Origin of the sequence: Pseudomonas sp. E45-MNA-CIBAN-0222, from assembly GCF_040310405.1 — a bacterium.
GTDB classification, from domain to species: Bacteria; Pseudomonadota; Gammaproteobacteria; order Pseudomonadales; family Pseudomonadaceae; genus Stutzerimonas; species Stutzerimonas stutzeri_AC.
Map to the genome: position 1 here is coordinate 34,261 of NZ_JBEOPU010000004.1, position 18,024 is coordinate 52,284.

Sequence of the window (18,024 nt, forward strand, 5' to 3'; positions counted from 1 at the left end):
GCATGAAACGCTATCTGTACCTCGCACACCGCTGGCTGGGCATCGCCCTGGGCCTGTTCGTCCTGCTCTGGATCGTCAGCGGCGTGGTGATGCTCTTCGTCGGCTACCCCAAGCTGACGCCAGAGGAGCACCTGTCACGCCTGCAGCCGCTAAGTGGCGATTGCTGCGTCGCACCAGGCGCAGCGCTTGCCGCCAGCGCAGACCCGCGCACGCCGCTCAGCCTGCGTCTGACCGGTGCCGGTGGCTCGCCGCGCTATCTGTTGGACTACGGCGACGGCCCGTTGCTGGTGGTCGATGCGCGCAGCGGCAAGCGGATCGAGCACATCGGTGCTGCCGAGGCTCTGGCCAGCGCGCGGCAGTTCGCGGACGGCGCCGAGGTGCGCTTGCTCGATCAGGTCGAGGAGGATGCCTGGACGCGCAACCACGCCCTAGCCCGCGAGCGACCGCTGTATCGCGTACAGGCGGACGATGCCGAAGGGCGTCTGCTGTACGTTTCCAGCCACACCGGGCTGGTGGTGCGCGACGCCACTGCCCACGAGCGCGCCTGGAACCTCCTGGGCGCCTGGCTGCACTGGCTCTATCCGTTGCGCGAGGTGATGCCGAAGGCGCTCTGGTCGGTGGCGCTGGTCTACGGCGCGTTACTGGCTGCGGTGCTGGTGCTGCTGGGCATGCTGATCGGGCTGTTGCGCTGGCGCTTCGCCGGGCGTTACCGCAACGGCTCGCACTCGCCCTACCCGACCGGCGCTGGCCGTGTGCACCACGTCGGCGGGCTACTGGCCGGCGTCGTGCTGCTGGTCTGGCTGGTCAGCGGCATGCTGTCGATGGAGCCCTGGGGGCTGTTCGAGAAACGTTCGACCATCGAGGCCGCCGCGCTAAGAAGTACGCCGCTGAACGCAGAGGCGGTCAAGACGGACCTTGTCTCCGCACTGGCCCGATTCCGCGAGGCCGATATCGAACCGGTGGAGCTGCAGTGGCACATGCTCGGCGAGCAGCCCTATTTGGTCGGCCTCGATTCCAGGGGCGAGACGCGCATTCTGCCCGTGGCATCCGCCGGGCCGGCGCAGGAGCACCTTGAGCGCGCGGTGCTGGAGCGCCAGGTCCGCGAGGCCTGGCCGGAACAGCCGCTGCACTTCGACTGGCTGGAACAGGAGGATTTCCACTACTACGCCCGCAGCGAACCAAGCCTTTACAGCCATCTGCCGCGCCGCTTGCCGCTGCTGCGGGTGCGTTTCGACGATCCGGCCGTGACCTGGCTGCACATCGATCCCTACAGCGGCACCGTGATTGAGCAGCTGGACCAGCGCCGGCGTGCGGTGCGCTGGGTGTTCAAGCTGCTGCACAGCTGGGACTGGCTGCCCTTGCTGCAACGGCCGCTGCTGCGTGACGGCCTGCTGCTGGCGTTCAGCGCCGGCATGCTGGCGATCGCCGTCAGCGGCGTACTGCTGGGCTGGCGCCGCCTGCGCGCTCGACCAAGGCGAGCCCGGGCGCGGACAGTGCGCGCCGTTCAGCCGCCGCGGTTACCGTAGGCGGCTTCTTCGCTGTCCTCCTCGCTGGCGCGGGCCAGCTCCTGGGCCAGATGCTGCTTCAGGCGCTGCAGCGCGGCGTCGCTCCAGCCTGCCGGGGCGCTGACGATCCGCCAGGCATCGACGTAGTCGGCCGGTGCGTAGACGTGGCCGTAGCCGGGCGGTGTCGGTGTGGTCACTGCCATGTCTACCGCCAGCTGCAGCATGGTCACCAGAGGAAACCAGCGCAGCGACGGCGACACGTCCGGCCCGCGCGGCTCGCTCATCCAATCCGGCCGGCGCCAGGCATAGCGGTGGTCGAAGAAGGTGATCGGGTCGCTGGCATACTGCAGATAGAGCAGGCGCATCGGTCCCCAGGGTGCATCGGCGGGCTCCGGTGTGCCCTGCTGGTTCATGAAGCGCACGAAACGGCCATCGCGAAATTGCGGGCGCCACTCCGGGCTGCCTTCGTTGCGACTGTCGGTGAGGCTGCGCCACAGGTCGCTGCGAAACGGTGGCCCGCTCCACAGCGCACCATGGATGGGGTCGCCGAGCAGCTCGTGCAGCTCCCACGAGCGTTGTGAATGCAGGGCGCCGAGGCTCAGCCCGTGCAGATACAGACGCGGGCGGCGTTCGGACGGCAGCTGCGTCCAGTAGGCATAGATTTCCGCGAACAGCGCGCGGGCCACATCGCGGCCGTAGTCCGCCTCCACCAGCAATGCCAGTGGGCTGTTCAGGTAGGAATACTGCAATGCGACGCTGGCGATGTCGCCATGGTGCAGGTATTCCACGGCGTTCATCGCAGCGGGATCGATCCATCCGGTGCCGGTTGGCGTCACCAGCACCAGTACCGAGCGCTCGAAGGCGCCGCTGCGCTGCAGTTCGTTAAGCGCCAGCCGGGCGCGCTGGCGCGGCGTTTCGGCGGCACGCAGGCCGACGTAGACGCGAATCGGCTCCATCGCGGGCTGGCCGCTCACCGCCGAGATATCTGCCGCGGATGGACCGGAGCCGATAAAGCCGCGACCGGTGCGGCCCAGTTCTTCCCAGCGCAGCGCGGAGGCCGCACTGCCGCTTTTCAGTGGCGAATCGGGCGGCGCCGTTTCCGGCTCGATAAGTGCGTCGTACTGGGCGAACGAAGCATCCAGCACCCGCAGCGTCTGTGCCACCAGAACATCGGTCGCCAGCGACCAGAACAGCGCCAGCGCCACCAGCACGCCGATGACATTGGCCACCCGGCGCGGCAGTACACGGTCGGCATGTCGCGAGATGAAGCGCGATAGCAGTCGATAGAGGCGGGCCAACGTCAGCAGAATGAGAAAGGTCGCCAGCGCGGTGAGGACCACCTCGATCAAATGGGCACTGCTTACCGGCTCCATGCCCATCAGCGCACGCACCGCGTTCTGCCAGCCGGCGACCTGGCTGAGAAAGTACCCCGCCAAGGGTACGCAGATGGCGGCAATCACTAGATTGACCCGTTCGCGCAGATGCTCGGGGCGTTCCGGCAGGCCCAGATAGCGCCATAGCCAGCGCCAGAGCACACCGAGGCCATAGCCGACCGCCAGCGCCGCGCCGGCCAGCACGCCCTGGCTTAGTGTCGAGCGTGGCACCAGCGAGGGTGTCAGCGCCGCGCAGAAGAACAGCGTGCCTAGCAGCAGGCCGAAACCGGACAACGATCGCCACGCGGAAAGCAGGGGAACACGCACTATCGAAACTCCACGATTGGCTGGCAGTAGGGTAGCGGATGCTATCGCCTGGGCATTTCGAGGCGCCAGCTGTGGCTCGGTTCCCGGGCAGCGGCAGTCTCGGCTCGGGCAAATTCGATGCAACGATGCCGAGACGCTCGACTCAAACGACTACATTTATTCCCTTAGCGCAGCGGGAACCGACGTCGAATGACTACTCCAGACAATAGCTATATCCAGTGGCTGGTCGACCAGTCCATGTTGCATGCGGCCCGTGAGCGGTCGCGTCTATACGCCGGCCAGGCGCGGCTCTGGCAGCGGCCCTACGCCCAGTCCCGCCCGCGTGATGCCAGCGCCATAGGCTCAGTATGGTTCACCGCGTACCCGGCGGCGATCATCACTCCCGAGGGTTGCTCGGTGCTCGAAACGCTGGGAAATGATCGGCTGTGGAGCGCGCTGTCCGAACTCGGGGTGCAAGGTATCCACAACGGCCCGATGAAGCGCTCTGGTGGCTTGAGCGGACGCGAGTACACGCCGACCATCGATGGCAACTTCGACCGCATCAGCTTTGATATCGACCCGAAGCTGGGCACCGAAGAGCAGATGTTGCAGCTCAGCCGTGTCGCTGCCGCGCATAACGCCATCGTCATCGACGATATCGTCCCGGCGCACACCGGCAAGGGCGCGGACTTCCGCCTTGCGGAAATGGCCTATGGCGACTATCCGGGGCTCTACCACATGGTCGAGATCCGCGAAGAGGACTGGGAACTGCTGCCCGATGTGCCGCCTGAGCGCGATTCGGTCAACCTGGAGCCGCCGGTAGTGGACCGTCTGCATGAAAAGCACTACATCGTAGGTCAGCTGCAGCGGGTGATTTTCTTCGAGCCCGGCATCAAGGACACCGACTGGAGCGTCACCGGGGAAGTCACCGGGGTCGACGGCAAGGTCAGACGCTGGGTCTACCTGCATTACTTCAAGGAAGGTCAGCCGTCGCTGAATTGGCTCGATCCGACGTTCGCCGCTCAGCAGCTGATCATCGGCGATGCCCTGCATGCCATCGACGTGGCTGGGGCGCGCATGCTGCGCCTGGACGCCAACGGCTTTCTCGGTGTCGAGCGGCGCGCCGAGGGCACTGCCTGGTCCGAAGGTCATCCGCTCTCGGTAACCGGCAACCAGCTGCTCGCCGGCGCGATCCGCAAGGCCGGTGGCTTCAGCTTCCAAGAGCTGAACCTGACCATCGACGATATCGCCGCCATGTCCCACGGCGGCGCCGACCTGTCCTACGACTTCATCACCCGGCCGGCCTATCACCACGCGCTGGTCACCGGCGACACCGAGTTCCTGCGCATGATGCTGCGCGAAGTGCACGCCTTCGGCATCGACCCAGCCTCGCTGATCCATGCACTGCAGAACCACGACGAGCTGACCCTGGAGCTGGTGCATTTCTGGACCCTGCACGCCTACGACCACTACCACTACAAGGGCCAGACGCTGCCCGGCGGGCATCTGCGTGAGCTGATCCGTGAGGAGCTGTACGAACGGCTGACCGGCGAGCATGCGCCCTACAACCTCAAGTTCGTCACCAACGGCGTGGCCTGCACCACCGCCAGCGTGATCGCAGCAGCGCTGAACATTCGCGATCTGGACGCCATCGGTCCGGCCGAAGTGGAGCAGATCCAGCGCCTGCATATCCTGCTGGTGATGTTCAATGCCATGCAGCCCGGTGTATTCGCCCTCTCCGGCTGGGATCTGGTTGGCGCCCTGCCGTTGGCCGCCGAAGAGGTCGAGCACCTGATGGGCGACGGCGACACTCGCTGGATCAATCGTGGCGGCTATGACCTGGCTGATCTTGCACCGGAGACCTCCGTCTCTGCAGAAGGACTGCCGAAGGCGCGTTCGCTATACGGCAGCCTGGCCGAGCAGCTGCAGACCACGGGCTCGTTCGCCTGCCAGCTCAAGCGCATCCTTAGCGTGCGGCAGGCCTACGACATCGCCGCGAGCAAGCAGATCCTGATTCCCGATGTGCAGGCGCCGGGGCTGCTGATCATGGTTCACGAGCTGCCGGCCGGCAAAGGCGTACAGATCACCGCACTGAACTTCAGCGCCGAGACCATCAGCGAAACCGTCTGCCTGCCCGGCGTGGCGCCCGGCCCGGTGGTGGACATCATCCACGAGCGCGTGGAAGGCGACCTCACCGAGAACTGCGAGCTGACCTTCAACCTCGACCCTTACGAAGGCCTGGCCCTGCGCGTGGTGAGCGCGGCATCGCCGGTGATCTGAAGGCCCCTCTTCGCGAGCCCCGGGCGCACGGCTATAGTGCGCACCGGCCCGGGGCTCGCCCTCGCCTTCGAGGACTTCGCGTGTCGTTCACCCCGCTTCTTCGCCGCCTTTCCCTGCTGCTCGCCTGCATGGCATGGGCCGGCGCTCCGGCTCTGGCACAGACGGCCTGCCCGCCTGGCCAACAGCCAATCTGCCTGAGCGGCAGCTGCCTCTGCGTGCCCGGCTCTGCCAGCGACACCCAGGCCGTATACGACCGTGTGCAGCGCATGGCCGCGCTGGCGCTGCAGAACTGGATTCAGCAATCGCGGGATCGTCTGATGGCCGGCGGCGTCGAGCCGATGCCGCTGCATATCCGTTCACAGCTCGAACCCTTCTTCGATCTCGCTGTGCTGGAAAGCGCGAACTACCGCATCGGCGACGAGGTGGCGCTGAATGCCGGCAACACCCTGCTGCGCAACCCCGACGTCAACGCCGTCACCCTGATCGACGTCATCGTCTTCCGCCATGCCAGCGACGCGCAGGACAACGTCGCACTCTGGGCCCATGAGCTCAAGCACGTCGAACAGTATCTGGAATGGGGCGTCGCCGAGTTCGCACGGCGCTACACGCTGGACCATCGCGCCGTTGAGCGCCCAGCCTATGCCCTGGAGCGCGAGGTGGAAGAGGCTTTGCTGGAGGCAGAAGCGCAGCGCTGAGCCTGCTTGCCTCGCTTCGGGCCGGCGCTGAGAGACAACAGCCTCGAATGCGCTTGGAGCTGCGCAATGTCGGCGCAGCGCCGCACCTCGAAAGGCGCGGCGCTGCGCTGCAGTCATGGCACCCGCTATGGGCGTCAGCCAGTGCGTCTGGCGGTCAGGTATGAGCTGACGGCGGTACCAGCACCTTACGGCTGTCGATCACCTGACGCCAGGTGGGATTGCCAGCGGTTTCATCCATCGCCTGCTGCATCGCGCGAATGCGGCGCTTCTCGGCGCGACGGGTGAGATACCAGGCGAGGAACGTCGCCAGCGACACGCTGAGCAGAATCAGGCTGGCCACCGCGTTGATCTCCGGCTTCACGCCCAGGCGCACGGCGGAGAAGATCTCCATAGGCAGGGTGGTAGAACCGGGACCGGAGACGAAGCTCGCCAGTACCAGATCGTCCAGCGACAGGGCGAAGGAGAGCATGCCGCCCGCGGCCAACGACGGCGCGATCATCGGCATGGTGATCAGGAAGAACACCTTCCATGGCCGCGCACCGAGGTCCATCGCCGCTTCCTCGATGGACAGGTCCAGCTCACGCAGGCGCGCCATCACCACTACCGCGACATAGGCCGAGCAGAAAGTCGTGTGTGCAATCCAGATGGTCATCAGGCCACGTTGCGCTGGCCAGCCGACCAGCTGCGCCATGGCCACGAAAAGCAGCAGCAGCGACAGACCGGTGATCACCTCGGGCATCACCAACGGCGCGGTGACCAGGCCACCGAACAGCGTGCGGCCACGGAACACCGGGATGCGCGTCAGCACGAAGGCAGCCATGGTACCCAGTGCTACCGCCGCAACCGCGGTATAGGCCGCGACCTCCAGCGAGCGCATCACCGCGCCCATCAGCTGCGAGTTGTCGAGCAGGCCGGTGTACCACTTCAGCGACCAGCCACCCCATACCGTCACCAGCCGCGAGGCATTGAACGAGTAGATGACCAGAATCACCATCGGCAGGTAGATGAACAGCAGCCCGAGCACCAGAATCATGTTGGAAAAGCTCCAGCGCCTCATAGCTTGCCCTCTAGTTCCTTCGCTTGGTTCCTGTTGAACAGGATGATGGGCACCAGCAGGATCGCCAGCATCACCACCGCCAGCGCAGAAGCCACCGGCCAGTCACGGTTGTTGAAGAACTCCTGCCACAGCACCTTGCCGATCATCAGCGTCTCCGGGCCGCCGAGAAGTTCGGGAATGACGAACTCGCCGACCACCGGGATGAACACCAGCATGCAGCCGGCGATGATGCCGTTCTTCGACAGCGGCACGGTGATTTTCCAGAAACTGGTGAGGTTACGCGCACCGAGGTCGGAGGCGGCCTCCAGCAGGCTCAGGTCGTGTTTCACCAGATTGGCGTACAGCGGCAGGATCATGAACGGCAGGTAGGAATAGACAACGCCGATGTAAACCGCAGTATCGGTGTTGAGGATCTGTAGCGGTGTGTCGATCAACCCCATGCCGAGCAGCAGGCTGTTGAGCAGGCCGTTGCTGCTGAGAATGCCCATCCAGGCGTAGACGCGAATCAGGATGGCGGTCCAGGTCGGCATCATGATCAGCAGCAGCAGAACGGTCTGCAGATCCTTGCGTGCGCGGGAGATGGCATAGGCCATCGGGTAGCCGATTAGCAGGCAGAGCAGGGTGCTGAAGAAGGCGATCTTCAGCGAGCCCAGATATGCGGCCAGATACAACTCGTCTTCGCTGAGGAAGATGTAGTTGCCCAGGTTGATCAGCACCTGCAGCTGCTGGTCGGCATAGGCGAAGATATCGGTGTACGGGGGAATCGCCACATCCGCTTCGGCGAAACTGATCTTCAGCACGATGGCGAATGGCAGCAGGAAGAACAGCATCAGCCAGATGAAGGGTACGCCGATGACCAGCCGGCGCCCGGTATTCAGGGGCGAGCGCCTCATGCCTGCAGCACCACGCCGCTGTCATCCCACCAGTAGACGAACACCTCTTCCTCCCAGGTCGGCAATTTCACGTGACGTTCGGCGTTGGCCATGAAGGCCTGCAGCACGCCGCCGGATGGCAGCTTGATGTAGTACACGGAGTGGCCGCCGAGGTAGGCGATGTCGTGCACGACACCTTTGGCCCAGTTGTAGCCCGGGCGCTCCAGTTCCGGCAATTGGGTGCCGATCAGGAGTTTTTCCGGGCGAATCGCGTAGGTGATCTGTTTGTCCTCGGCGCGGGTACTGATGCCGTGGCCTACGTAGATCGGGTTCTCAAGGCCCGGACTGGCGATCACTGCGTGGTCACCCATGTCCTCGATCAGCTCGCCGTCGAACAGATTGACGTTGCCGATGAACTCGCAAACCAGGCGGCTCGCCGGGGTCTCATAGATGTCCATCGGGCTGCCAACCTGGGCAATCCAACCGAGGTGCATGATGGCGATGCGTTCGGCCATGGTCATGGCCTCTTCCTGGTCGTGGGTCACCATCACGCAGGTCACGCCGACGCGCTCGATGATCTGCACCAACTCGAGCTGCATCTGCGAGCGCAGTTTCTTGTCCAGCGCGCCCATGGGCTCATCGAGCAGCAGCAGCTTCGGCCGCTTGGCCAGCGAACGCGCCAGGGCGACGCGCTGGCGCTGCCCGCCCGACAGCTGATGCGGCTTGCGTTTGGCGTACTGGGTCATCTGCACCAGGCCGAGCATCTCCTTCACCCGCGCCTCGACTTCCTGTTTCGGCAGGCCATCCTGCTTCAGGCCGAAGGCGATGTTCTGCTCCACCGTCATGTGCGGGAACAGCGCGTAGGACTGGAACATCATATTGATCGGCCGCTCGTAGGGCGGCATATCGGTGATGTCCTGGCCATCGAGGAAGATGCGCCCCTCGGTGGGCCGCTCGAAGCCGGCGAGCATGCGCAGCAAGGTCGACTTGCCCGAACCCGAGCCACCGAGCAGGGCGAAGATTTCGCCCTGATGGATGCTCAGCGAGACATCATCGACCGCCATCGTTTCGTCGAACTTCTTGGTGACGCGGTCGATCTTCAGCAGCACCTGCTTGTTCTTGCTTTCGCCACTGAGGGCTTTCTTGTAGGCGCTGGAGGCAACGGCCATGCGCGAACTCCCGAAATGAAAAAGGTTGGCCGGCCTGGGCCGGGGATCTAATGGTCGTTGCAGAGAGCGCGTCGCCTGACATGCTCCCGATCGGCCGGTTCCGATTCGTCCCGGCAATGCCGCAGACTAAACGGGAACAGGCCATGGAGTTCACTTGCCGGATTTCACCTTGGTCCAGGAGCGCGTCGAAAGACGTTGAATCTTCGGCGGTAGCTCAGCGGAGACGTACAGCCGGTCGAGCACTTCCTGCGGCGGATACACCGACGCATCGCCACGCACTGCCTGGTCCATCAGCTCGCCCGCGTTGAGATTGGGGTTGGCGTAACCGACGTAGTCGCTCACCGCGGCAATCACCTCGGGGCGCAGCAGGTAGTTGATGAAGGCATGGGCTTCTTCGACATTGCTGGCATCCGCGGGGATGGCGAGCATGTCGAACCAGAGGTTCGCGCCCTCCTTGGGAATGGCATAGGCGATCTCGACACCCTTGCCGGCTTCCTCGGCGCGGGCGGCGGCCTGGAAGACATCACCGGAGAACCCGGCGGCGACGCAGATATTGCCATTGGCCAGATCGGAAATGTACTTGGACGAGTGGAAATAACGTACATGCGGACGCACGACCAGGAGCTTTTCCTCGGCCTTTTGATAGTCAGCGGCGTTCTGGCTGTTAGGGTCCAGGCCCAGGTAGTTGAGCATGGCCGGGATCATTTCGTCGGCCGAGTCGAGGAAGGCGATGCCGCAGCTGGCCAATTTTGCCGCGTTTTCCGGCTCGAAGATCACCGACCAGGATTCGATTTCATCGACGCCCAGCGCCGCCTTTACCTTTTCGACGTTGTAGCCGATGCCATTGGTGCCCCACAGATACGGCGCTGCGTGCGCATTACCGGGATCGTTCTTCTGCAGCTGCTTGAGCAGGGCCGGGTCGAGATTTTCCCAGTTCGGCAGCTTGCTCTTGTCCAGTGGCTGGAAAGCACCAGCACGGATCTGCTTGCCGAGAAAATGGTTGGAAGGCACTACCACGTCGTAGCCGCTGCGGCCGGCCAGCAGTTTGCCTTCCAGGGTTTCATTGGAGTCGAAGACGTCGTAGACGGGCTTGATGCCGGTCTCTTTCTCGAACTCTTCCAGCGTCGTTTCGCCGATGTAGTCCGACCAGTTGTAGATGTGCACGGAGGCGGCCTGGGCGGTAGCCGCACCGGTAACGGCGGCGGCGACGATCAGCGACTTGAGTGTCGAACGCATGGGATGAGTCCTCTTGTTACAGGCCGCGCGTGATCCCGGCGGGAAAGGCGGGCTGTTTATTGGAAAAACCTCTGGAAATCAACAGTTTTGCTGCAATTGCCGGTGCAATCGCGAGGTAAAGGAAAAAGCGGGAGAGGGCGAGGCATCGTGGGGATGGTGTTTGCATCGTTGTTCCTCGCAACGTCAGCCCCAGCACATGGCTGGGGCTGCAGTCGGTAGACCGACCTCCATGACCGGGCTCTGCACTGTTCATGCGACCCGGCACTGGAGCGTTCTTATCAACGCCCGGACTTGATCTTGGTCCAGCTGCGGGTCATCGCACGCTGAGTCTTCGGATCCAGATCCGGGAAGGTGTAGAGCTTCTGCAGCACGTCCTTGCTCGGGTAGATGCCTTCGTCAGTACGGATGGCCTCATCCAGCAACGGGGTGGCGGCGGCATTGCCGTTGGGGAACTGCACGTAGTCGGTGATCGACGCCATCACTTCCGGTTTCATCAGGTAGTTGAGGAAGACGTGGGCGTTCGCGACGTTCTTCGCATCAGCCGGCACCGCCAGCATGTCGAAGAAGCTGCCGGCACCCTGCTGCGGAATCTTGTAGCCGACATTGACGCCGTTGGCCGCTTCCTCTGCTCGCGACTTGCCTTGATAGATGTCACCGGAGTAGCCGATGGCGACGCAGATGTTGCCGTTGGCCAGGTCGGAGATGTACTTGGAGGAGTGGAAGTAGGCGACATGCGGACGGATCTGCATGAACAGCTCCTCGGCCTTCTTCAGCTCGTCAGCCTTGCCGCTGTCCGGTGCATAACCCAGGTAGTGCAGCGCGGCGGGCAGCATCTCGGTCGGCGAGTCGAGGAAGGCGACGCCGCAGGACTTCAGCTTCTCGATGTTCTCCGGCTTGAACACCAGATCCCAGGAGTCCACCGGTGCGTTGTCGCCCAGCACGGCCTTGACCTTGTCGACGTTGTAACCAATGCCGATGGTGCCCCACATGTAGGGGATCGAGTACTGGTTGCCCGGGTCGCTCGGCTCCAGTGCCTTGAGCAGGTCCTTGTCGAGATTTTCCCAGTTCGGCAGCTTGGACTTGTCCAGCTTCTGGAATACCCCAGCCTTGATCTGCTTGGCCAGGAACGGGTTGGACGGCACCACCACGTCATAACCGGAACTGCCGGCCAGCAGCTTGGCTTCCAGCACTTCGTTGCTGTCGAAGACGTCGTAGACGACCTTGATGCCGGTTTCCTTGGTGAAGTTTTCCAGGGTGTCTTCGGCGATGTAGTCGGACCAGTTGTAGACGTGTAGTACTTTTTCCTGAGCCTGAGCAGCCCCGGCAACGGTGCCGGCCAGCGTCATGGCAAGTAGGGTCTTGGCGAAGGGATTCATCCGTGCAGCTCCTGTTGTCATCATTAATTGTCGGGGCAGTGAAACAGGCCATGAACAGCGCGGCGGCCTGGTGGTGTGCCGGCATCGACACACCCCTCGGCAAGTCTGGCCTCCAGCACGCGCGCAGTCTGGCAAGGTCAGGACCCTCTTTTCAACAAGCCGAACGCACAGCGTTGCAAACGACAACCTTAGCTCAGCTGGCGCGGGCTGCCGCTTGGCTCAAGCCAGCGCATCCTTGGCGGTTGCATCCAGACACAGACGCACCTTGCCGACCAACTCGTCGATCTGCTCCTCGCTGATTACCAGCGGCGGCGAGATGATCATGGTGTCGCCAACCGCGCGCATCACCAGACCATTGCGGAAGCAGTGCTCGCGACAGAGCATGCCTACGCCAGGGTCGGCAAAGCGCTCGCGGGTCTTCTTGTTCTTCACCAGCTCCAGCGCCCCGAGCAGGCCCACGCCACGGGCCTCGCCCACCAAGGGATGCTCAAGCAGTTCCTGCCAGCGAGACTGCAAATAGGGTGCCGTCTTCGTCTTCACCTGCTCGACGATCTTCTCCTCGCGCAGGATGCGGATGTTTTCCAGTGCCACCGCGGCGGCCACCGGGTGTCCCGAGTAGGTGAAGCCGTGATAGAACTCGCCGCCTTCGTTTAGCGTGTGCACCACTTCGTCGCGCACCACCACGCCGCCCATGGGGATGTAGCCGGAGGTCAGACCCTTGGCGATCGGCATCAGGTCCGGTTCGAGGCCGTAGTAGTTGCTGCCGAACCACTCGCCGGTGCGGCCGAAGCCGCAGATGACCTCGTCGGCGATGAAGAGGATGTCGTAGCGCGCAAGGATTTCCTTGACCCGTGGCCAGTAGCTCTCGGGTGGAATGATCACGCCGCCGGCGCCCTGGATCGGCTCGGCGATGAAGGCGGCGACCTTGTCCTCGCCGACCTCAAGAATCTTCTGCTCCAGCTGGTCGGCGATGCGCACGCCGAACTCTTCCGGGCTCATGTCGCCACCCTCGCCGAACCAGTAGGGCTGGTCGATATGTTCGATGCCTGGGATCGGGCCGTCGCCCTGATCGTGCATGGCCTTCATCCCACCGAGGCTGGCGCCGGCGATGGTCGAGCCGTGGTAGCCGTTCCAGCGGCCGATGACCACCTTCTTCGCCGGCTGGCCCTTGATCGCCCAGTAATGGCGCACCATGCGCAGCACGGTGTCGTTGGCTTCCGAGCCGGAGCCGGTAAAGAACACATGGTTCATCCCGGCCGGCGCGATGTCGGCGATCGCCTTGGCCAGGGCCACGGCCGGCGGGTGTGCGGTCTGGAAGAACAGGTTGTAGTACGGCAGCTCGCGCATCTGCTTGGTCGCGGCCTCGACCAGTTCTTCACGGCCATAGCCCAGGTTGACGCACCAGAGTCCGGCCATGGCGTCGAGGATCTTGTGCCCTTCGCTGTCCCACAGATAGACGCCGGATGCCTTGGTGATGATGCGCGTGCCTTTGGCGTTCAGCGCCTTGTAATCGGTGAACGGCGGCAGATGATGGTCGCGGCTCAGCGCTTGCCAGTGCAGGGTTTGCGAATCGCTCATCAGTCACCTCTCGATAAAGTTCGTGCATGTTCGGTGGATGAGAAACGCGTCATCCACCCCTACGACCGGCTCCGACGGAAGCGGCCCTACACCGACAGCATCAGGAATTCCCGCTCCCATGAGCTGATTACGCGGTGGTAGTTCTCCTGCTCGGCCCGCTTGACCGCGACGTAGCCGGTGATGAATTTCGGGCTCAGGTATTTCTCCAGCTCGCGGCAGGTTTCCATCCGCTCCAGCGCCGCTTCCAGGGTCAGCGGCAGGCGCAGGTTGCGGCGTTCATAGCCACGGCCCTTGACCGGCTGGCTCGGCGGTAGCTGTTCAGCCATGCCGATGTAGCCGCAAAGCAGGCTGGCGGCGATCGCCAGGTAGGGGTTTGCGTCGGCACCGGCCAGACGGTTCTCGACGCGGCGGTTCTGCGGGTCGGAATCCGGCACGCGCAGGCCGACGGTGCGGTTTTCCTCGCCCCATTCGACGTTCACCGGCGCCGAGGTGTCGGGCAGGAAGCGGCGGAACGAATTGACGTTCGGCGCAAACATCGGCAGCAGCTCGGGGATGTACTTCTGCAGGCCGCCGACGTGGTGCAGGAATAGCTGGCTCATGGAGCCGTCTTCATTGGAGAAGATGTTGCGCCCTGTCTGCAGGTCGATGACGCTCTGGTGCAGGTGCATCGCGCTGCCCGGCTCGCCAGTCATCGGCTTGGCCATGAAGGTGGCGGCGACGTTGTGCTTGAGTGCCGCTTCGCGCATGGTGCGTTTGAACACCAGGATCTGGTCGGCCAGGTGCAGCGCCTCGCCGTGACGGAAGTTGATCTCCATCTGCGCGGTGCCTTCTTCGTGGATCAGGGTGTCCAGATCCAGGCCTTGTGCCTCGCACCAGTCGTACATGTCCTCGAACAGCGGGTCGAATTCGTTGGCGGCGTCGATGGAGAACGACTGGCGGCCGGTCTCCTGGCGGCCGGAACGGCCGATCGGCGGCTGGAACGGCAGGTCCGGATCTTCGCAGCGCTTGGTCAGGTAGAACTCCATCTCCGGCGCGACGATGGGTTGCCAGCCGCGGTCGGTGTACATCTTCAGCACGCGCTTCAAGATGTTGCGCGGCGACAGCTCGATGGGATTGCCCATTTTGTCGTAGGTGTCGTGGATCACCTGGGCGGTCGGCTCGATGGCCCAGGGCACGAGGAATACCGCGTTCGGATCGGGTCGGCAGAACATGTCGATATCAGCCGGATCGAGCAGCTCGTAATAGATCTCGTCCTCGACGTAATCGCCGGTCACGGTCTGCAACAGCACGCTCTCCGGCAGACGCATGCCTTTCTCACCGAGGAACTTGTTGGTCGGTGAAATCTTGCCGCGGGCGATCCCGGTCAGGTCGCTGATCAGGCATTCCACTTCGGTGATCTTGTGTTCTTTCAGCCAGCCGGTGAGCTGGTCGAGTTGGATACTCATGTTGACCTCGGGGTTGCTGGGGAGGGCCGCCTGGGTCGGCCGTCAGCGTTGTCGGGCGCGCGCCTCGCAGGCTTCGGCGAAGCCGCGGAACAGCGTCAAATAGTGCGGATGCTCGTGAACCTTCCATTCCGGGTGCCACTGCACGCCAAGGGCGAAGCTGCGCGCCTGCTCGACGGAAAATGCCTCGATCAGCCCGTCCGGCGCCAGCGCTTCGATGCGCAAGCCGCCGCCAAGTCGTTCGACACCCTGACCGTGTACCGAGTTGACCTGGATCTGCGCCGGCAGGCCCAGGCGCTCGAGCAAGCCGCCGGGCTGTACATGCAGGGCATGACTGAGCCCGTACTGCACCTCCAGCGGATCATCCGGCCGTTCACGGTGATCCTTATAGGGACCGGCTTCGTGAACCTTCTGGTACAGCGTGCCGCCAAAGGCCACGTTCATTTCCTGAAAACCCCGGCAGATGCCGAATACCGGGATGCCCGCCTCGACAGCCGCACGAATCAGCGGCAGGGTAAGGTGGTCGCGCAAAGGGTCATGATGGGTGCCCGCCTCGCTTGGCGGTCCGCCATAATGATGGGGTTCGACGTTCGACGGTGAGCCAGTGAACAACAGACCGTCGAAGCTATCTAGAAGTGTCGCCGGGTCCATCAGCTCATCCAGCGCCGGGATCACCAGTGGCACACCGGCGATCGCCGCAGCACGCAGGTACTTGTCACCGGCGATATGGAAGCTGTGGTGTCCGATCTGCTTGGTACAGGCGGAAACGCCGATCAGGGGCTTGCGCGACATGGGATACTCGTCGTTCGAATGGGGCATACCGGAGAGTAGTCTTGTTCATTTTTATAGACAATAGCCCGAGCATTAGCCCGGCGCGCTATATCCCCAGCGCGACCGAGATGCCCCAAAAAAGGCCCATTGTGGGCACTCATGGGGCGCTGGCGGGCTACTATTGACAGTGAACAGGCTTTTCGATTGACTCCCAGACAAGCATCTGATGATTGAAATTTTTAACAATTAAGGTAATTCATCATGGCCCCGCCGCGTGCCGTTCAGCTCAACGAAGCTAACGCATTTCTCAAGGAACATCCGGAGATCCAGTACGTCGATCTGCTGATCACCGACATGAATGGAGTCGTGCGCGGCAAGCGCATCGAGCGCGCCAGCCTGCACAAGGTTTACGAAAAGGGTATCAATCTCCCTGCTTCGCTGTTCGCCCTCGACATCAACGGCATCACCGTTGAAAGCAGCGGGCTGGGCATGGACATTGGCGACTCCGACCGCACCTGCTTCCCGATTCCCAATACGCTGTGCAAAGAGCCCTGGCAGAAGCGTCCCACGGCGCAGCTGCTGATGACCATGCACGAACGTGACGGCGACCCGTTCTTCGCCGATCCGCGCGAGGTACTGCGTCAGGTAGTGAGCAAGTTCGACGAGCTGGGCCTGACCATCTGCGCCGCCTTCGAACTCGAGTTCTATCTGATCGATCAGGAGAACATCAACGGCCGGCCGCAGCCGCCTCGGTCGCCGATTTCCGGCAAGCGCCCGCACTCGACGCAGGTGTACCTGATCGACGATCTCGACGAGTACGTCGACTGCCTGCAGGACATCCTCGAAGGTGCCAAGGAGCAGGGCATCCCGGCGGACGCCATCGTCAAGGAAAGCGCTCCAGCGCAGTTCGAAGTCAACTTGCACCACGTCGCCGACCCGATCAAGGCGTGCGACTACGCAGTGCTGCTCAAGCGGCTGATCAAGAACATCGCCTACGACCACGAGATGGATACTACCTTCATGGCCAAGCCCTATCCGGGCCAGGCCGGCAACGGGTTGCACGTGCACATCTCGCTGCTCGACAAGAATGGCAACAATATATTTGCCACCGACAACCCGCTGGAAAGCCAGACACTGCGCCACGCCATCGGCGGTCTCCAGGAGACCATGGCAGCGTCGATGGCCTTCCTCTGCCCGAACGTGAACTCCTACCGCCGCTTCGGTGCGCAGTTCTACGTACCCAATGCTCCTTGCTGGGGTATGGACAACCGTACCGTGGCACTGCGCGTGCCGACCGACAGCCCGGATGCGGTGCGCATCGAGCATCGCGTTGCGGGTGCGGACGCCAACCCCTATCTGCTTCTGGCAGGGATTCTCGCCGGGGTGCATCACGGCCTGACCAACAAGATCGAACCGGACGCCCCCATCGAAGGCAACTCCTACGAGCAGGTAGAGCAGAGCCTGCCGACCAACCTGCGCGATGCCCTGCGCGAGCTGGACGACAGCGAGATCATGGCGCGTTATATCAGCCCGGATTACATCGACATCTTTGTTGCCTGCAAGGAGAGTGAGCTGGCCGAGTTCGAACACTCGATCTCGGACCTGGAGTACAACTGGTATCTGCATACCGTCTAGCGCTACGGCAGTGGGCACGGCGGTTTGCATCCGCCGCCGTGCTGGCATCAAATAGGCCGATGACCAAACCCAGCCCCGCGACGCCCAGTCGCCGTCCGCGCGCCAGCAGCCAGACGCGCATCCGCCAGATTCTTTCCAGCGCCCGCGAACTGCTCGCCGAGCAGGGCGCTGCGACACTATCCGTGTATGCGGTGGCCGAGCATGCCGGCATTCCGCCTTCTTCCGTCTATCACTTCTTCTCCGGCGTGCCGGCATTGCTCGCAGCGCTGACGGCGGACGTCCACGCGACCTTCAGAGCCAGCCTCGAACAGCCTATCGATCACGACAGCCTGGGTTCCTGGCGTGACCTCTCGCGACTGATCGAACAACGCATGCTGACGATCTATCAGCAGGACAGCGCCGCCCGCCAGCTGATCCTCGTGCAACACGGCCTCGGCGAGGTTACGCAGATCGATCAGCGTCTGGACCTGGAACTCGGCCAGGCGATGCAGGCGGTGTTCGAACGCCATTTCGCCCTGCCACCGCTGCCGCAGGACATTGATGTCTTTGCGCTGGCCCTGGAGCTCGGCGACCGCGTCTATGCTCGATCCATACAGTTGTACGGCAGTCTGACGCCACGGATGGCCGAGGAAGGCATGCGGGTGTTCGACGCCTACCTCGGCCTGTATCTGCCGCCGTACCTGCCCAAGCGGGAACAAACCGAAAGCTGATCGATAAATATCGATAAAT

The 18,024-nt window shown here is 63.3% G+C and carries 15 protein-coding genes; 5 read left to right on the forward strand and 10 right to left on the reverse strand.

Features of this window, described 5'->3' with window-relative positions:
* Positions 1-2 precede the first annotated feature (2 nt).
* Positions 3-1,526, forward strand: a complete 1,524-nt coding sequence (locus AAEZ08_RS07385) for a PepSY domain-containing protein (RefSeq protein ID WP_003282350.1) — start codon at positions 3-5, stop codon at positions 1,524-1,526.
* Here the strand turns inward: AAEZ08_RS07385 and AAEZ08_RS07390 are convergent.
* Positions 1,505-3,205, reverse strand: coding sequence for an alpha/beta hydrolase (locus AAEZ08_RS07390; RefSeq protein ID WP_500123996.1), 1,701 nt, complete (start codon positions 3,203-3,205; stop codon positions 1,505-1,507). The genes AAEZ08_RS07385 and AAEZ08_RS07390 overlap by 22 nt on opposite strands.
* A gap of 189 nt (positions 3,206-3,394) precedes the next feature.
* Here AAEZ08_RS07390 and treS point away from each other — a divergent pair, with 189 nt between their 5' ends.
* Both treS and AAEZ08_RS07400 read left to right on the forward strand, forming a co-directional pair.
* Entirely contained in the window at positions 3,395-5,464 is a 2,070-nt protein-coding gene (gene treS / locus AAEZ08_RS07395) for a maltose alpha-D-glucosyltransferase (RefSeq protein ID WP_181067054.1), read from the forward strand.
* Between the two features lie 80 nt (positions 5,465-5,544).
* Positions 5,545-6,159: an eCIS core domain-containing protein gene (locus AAEZ08_RS07400; RefSeq protein ID WP_500123997.1), complete on the forward strand. Its 615-nt coding sequence runs from the start codon at positions 5,545-5,547 to the stop codon at positions 6,157-6,159.
* Between the two features lie 154 nt (positions 6,160-6,313).
* Here AAEZ08_RS07400 and AAEZ08_RS07405 read toward each other — a convergent pair whose 3' ends face one another.
* The 9 genes from AAEZ08_RS07405 to AAEZ08_RS07445 all read right to left on the reverse strand — a co-directional run bounded on the left by AAEZ08_RS07405 (position 6,314) and on the right by AAEZ08_RS07445 (position 15,681).
* Positions 6,314-7,216 carry an ABC transporter permease subunit gene (locus AAEZ08_RS07405; protein ID WP_181067052.1) on the reverse strand — a complete coding sequence of 301 codons (903 nt, stop codon included), beginning with the start codon at positions 7,214-7,216 and terminating at the stop codon, positions 6,314-6,316.
* Entirely contained in the window at positions 7,213-8,094 is an 882-nt protein-coding gene (locus AAEZ08_RS07410; RefSeq protein WP_177333326.1) for an ABC transporter permease subunit, read from the reverse strand. The genes AAEZ08_RS07405 and AAEZ08_RS07410 overlap by 4 nt, the downstream gene beginning before the upstream one ends.
* Positions 8,095-8,105: 11 nt before the next feature.
* Positions 8,106-9,257: a polyamine ABC transporter ATP-binding protein gene (potA, locus tag AAEZ08_RS07415; RefSeq protein ID WP_500123998.1), complete on the reverse strand. Its 1,152-nt coding sequence runs from the start codon at positions 9,255-9,257 to the stop codon at positions 8,106-8,108.
* Positions 9,258-9,407: 150 nt separating this feature from the next.
* Positions 9,408-10,493, reverse strand: coding sequence for a polyamine ABC transporter substrate-binding protein (locus AAEZ08_RS07420; protein ID WP_181067050.1), 1,086 nt, complete (start codon positions 10,491-10,493; stop codon positions 9,408-9,410).
* 16 nt (positions 10,494-10,509) lie between these two features.
* Complete coding sequence (locus tag AAEZ08_RS07425; RefSeq protein WP_157999792.1) at positions 10,510-10,659, reverse strand: hypothetical protein; 150 nt, start codon at positions 10,657-10,659, stop codon at positions 10,510-10,512.
* 112 nt (positions 10,660-10,771) lie between these two features.
* Complete coding sequence (locus tag AAEZ08_RS07430; protein WP_102821271.1) at positions 10,772-11,869, reverse strand: polyamine ABC transporter substrate-binding protein; 1,098 nt, start codon at positions 11,867-11,869, stop codon at positions 10,772-10,774.
* Between the two features lie 219 nt (positions 11,870-12,088).
* Positions 12,089-13,447, reverse strand: coding sequence for an aspartate aminotransferase family protein (locus AAEZ08_RS07435; protein ID WP_003282365.1), 1,359 nt, complete (start codon positions 13,445-13,447; stop codon positions 12,089-12,091).
* 86 nt (positions 13,448-13,533) lie between these two features.
* The gene (locus tag AAEZ08_RS07440) at positions 13,534-14,892 is read right to left on the reverse strand and encodes a glutamine synthetase family protein (RefSeq protein ID WP_003282366.1); all 1,359 of its coding nucleotides are present in this window, start codon (positions 14,890-14,892) and stop codon (positions 13,534-13,536) included.
* 42 nt (positions 14,893-14,934) lie between these two features.
* Complete coding sequence (locus tag AAEZ08_RS07445; RefSeq protein ID WP_003282368.1) at positions 14,935-15,681, reverse strand: gamma-glutamyl-gamma-aminobutyrate hydrolase family protein; 747 nt, start codon at positions 15,679-15,681, stop codon at positions 14,935-14,937.
* Positions 15,682-15,918: 237 nt separating this feature from the next.
* On the opposite strand from AAEZ08_RS07445, the gene AAEZ08_RS07450 reads away from it, so the two are divergent.
* Entirely contained in the window at positions 15,919-17,295 is a 1,377-nt protein-coding gene (locus tag AAEZ08_RS07450) for a glutamine synthetase family protein (protein WP_085987874.1), read from the forward strand.
* Between the two features lie 59 nt (positions 17,296-17,354).
* Entirely contained in the window at positions 17,355-18,005 is a 651-nt protein-coding gene (locus tag AAEZ08_RS07455) for a TetR/AcrR family transcriptional regulator (RefSeq protein WP_500123999.1), read from the forward strand.
* Positions 18,006-18,024: the final 19 nt, after the last annotated feature.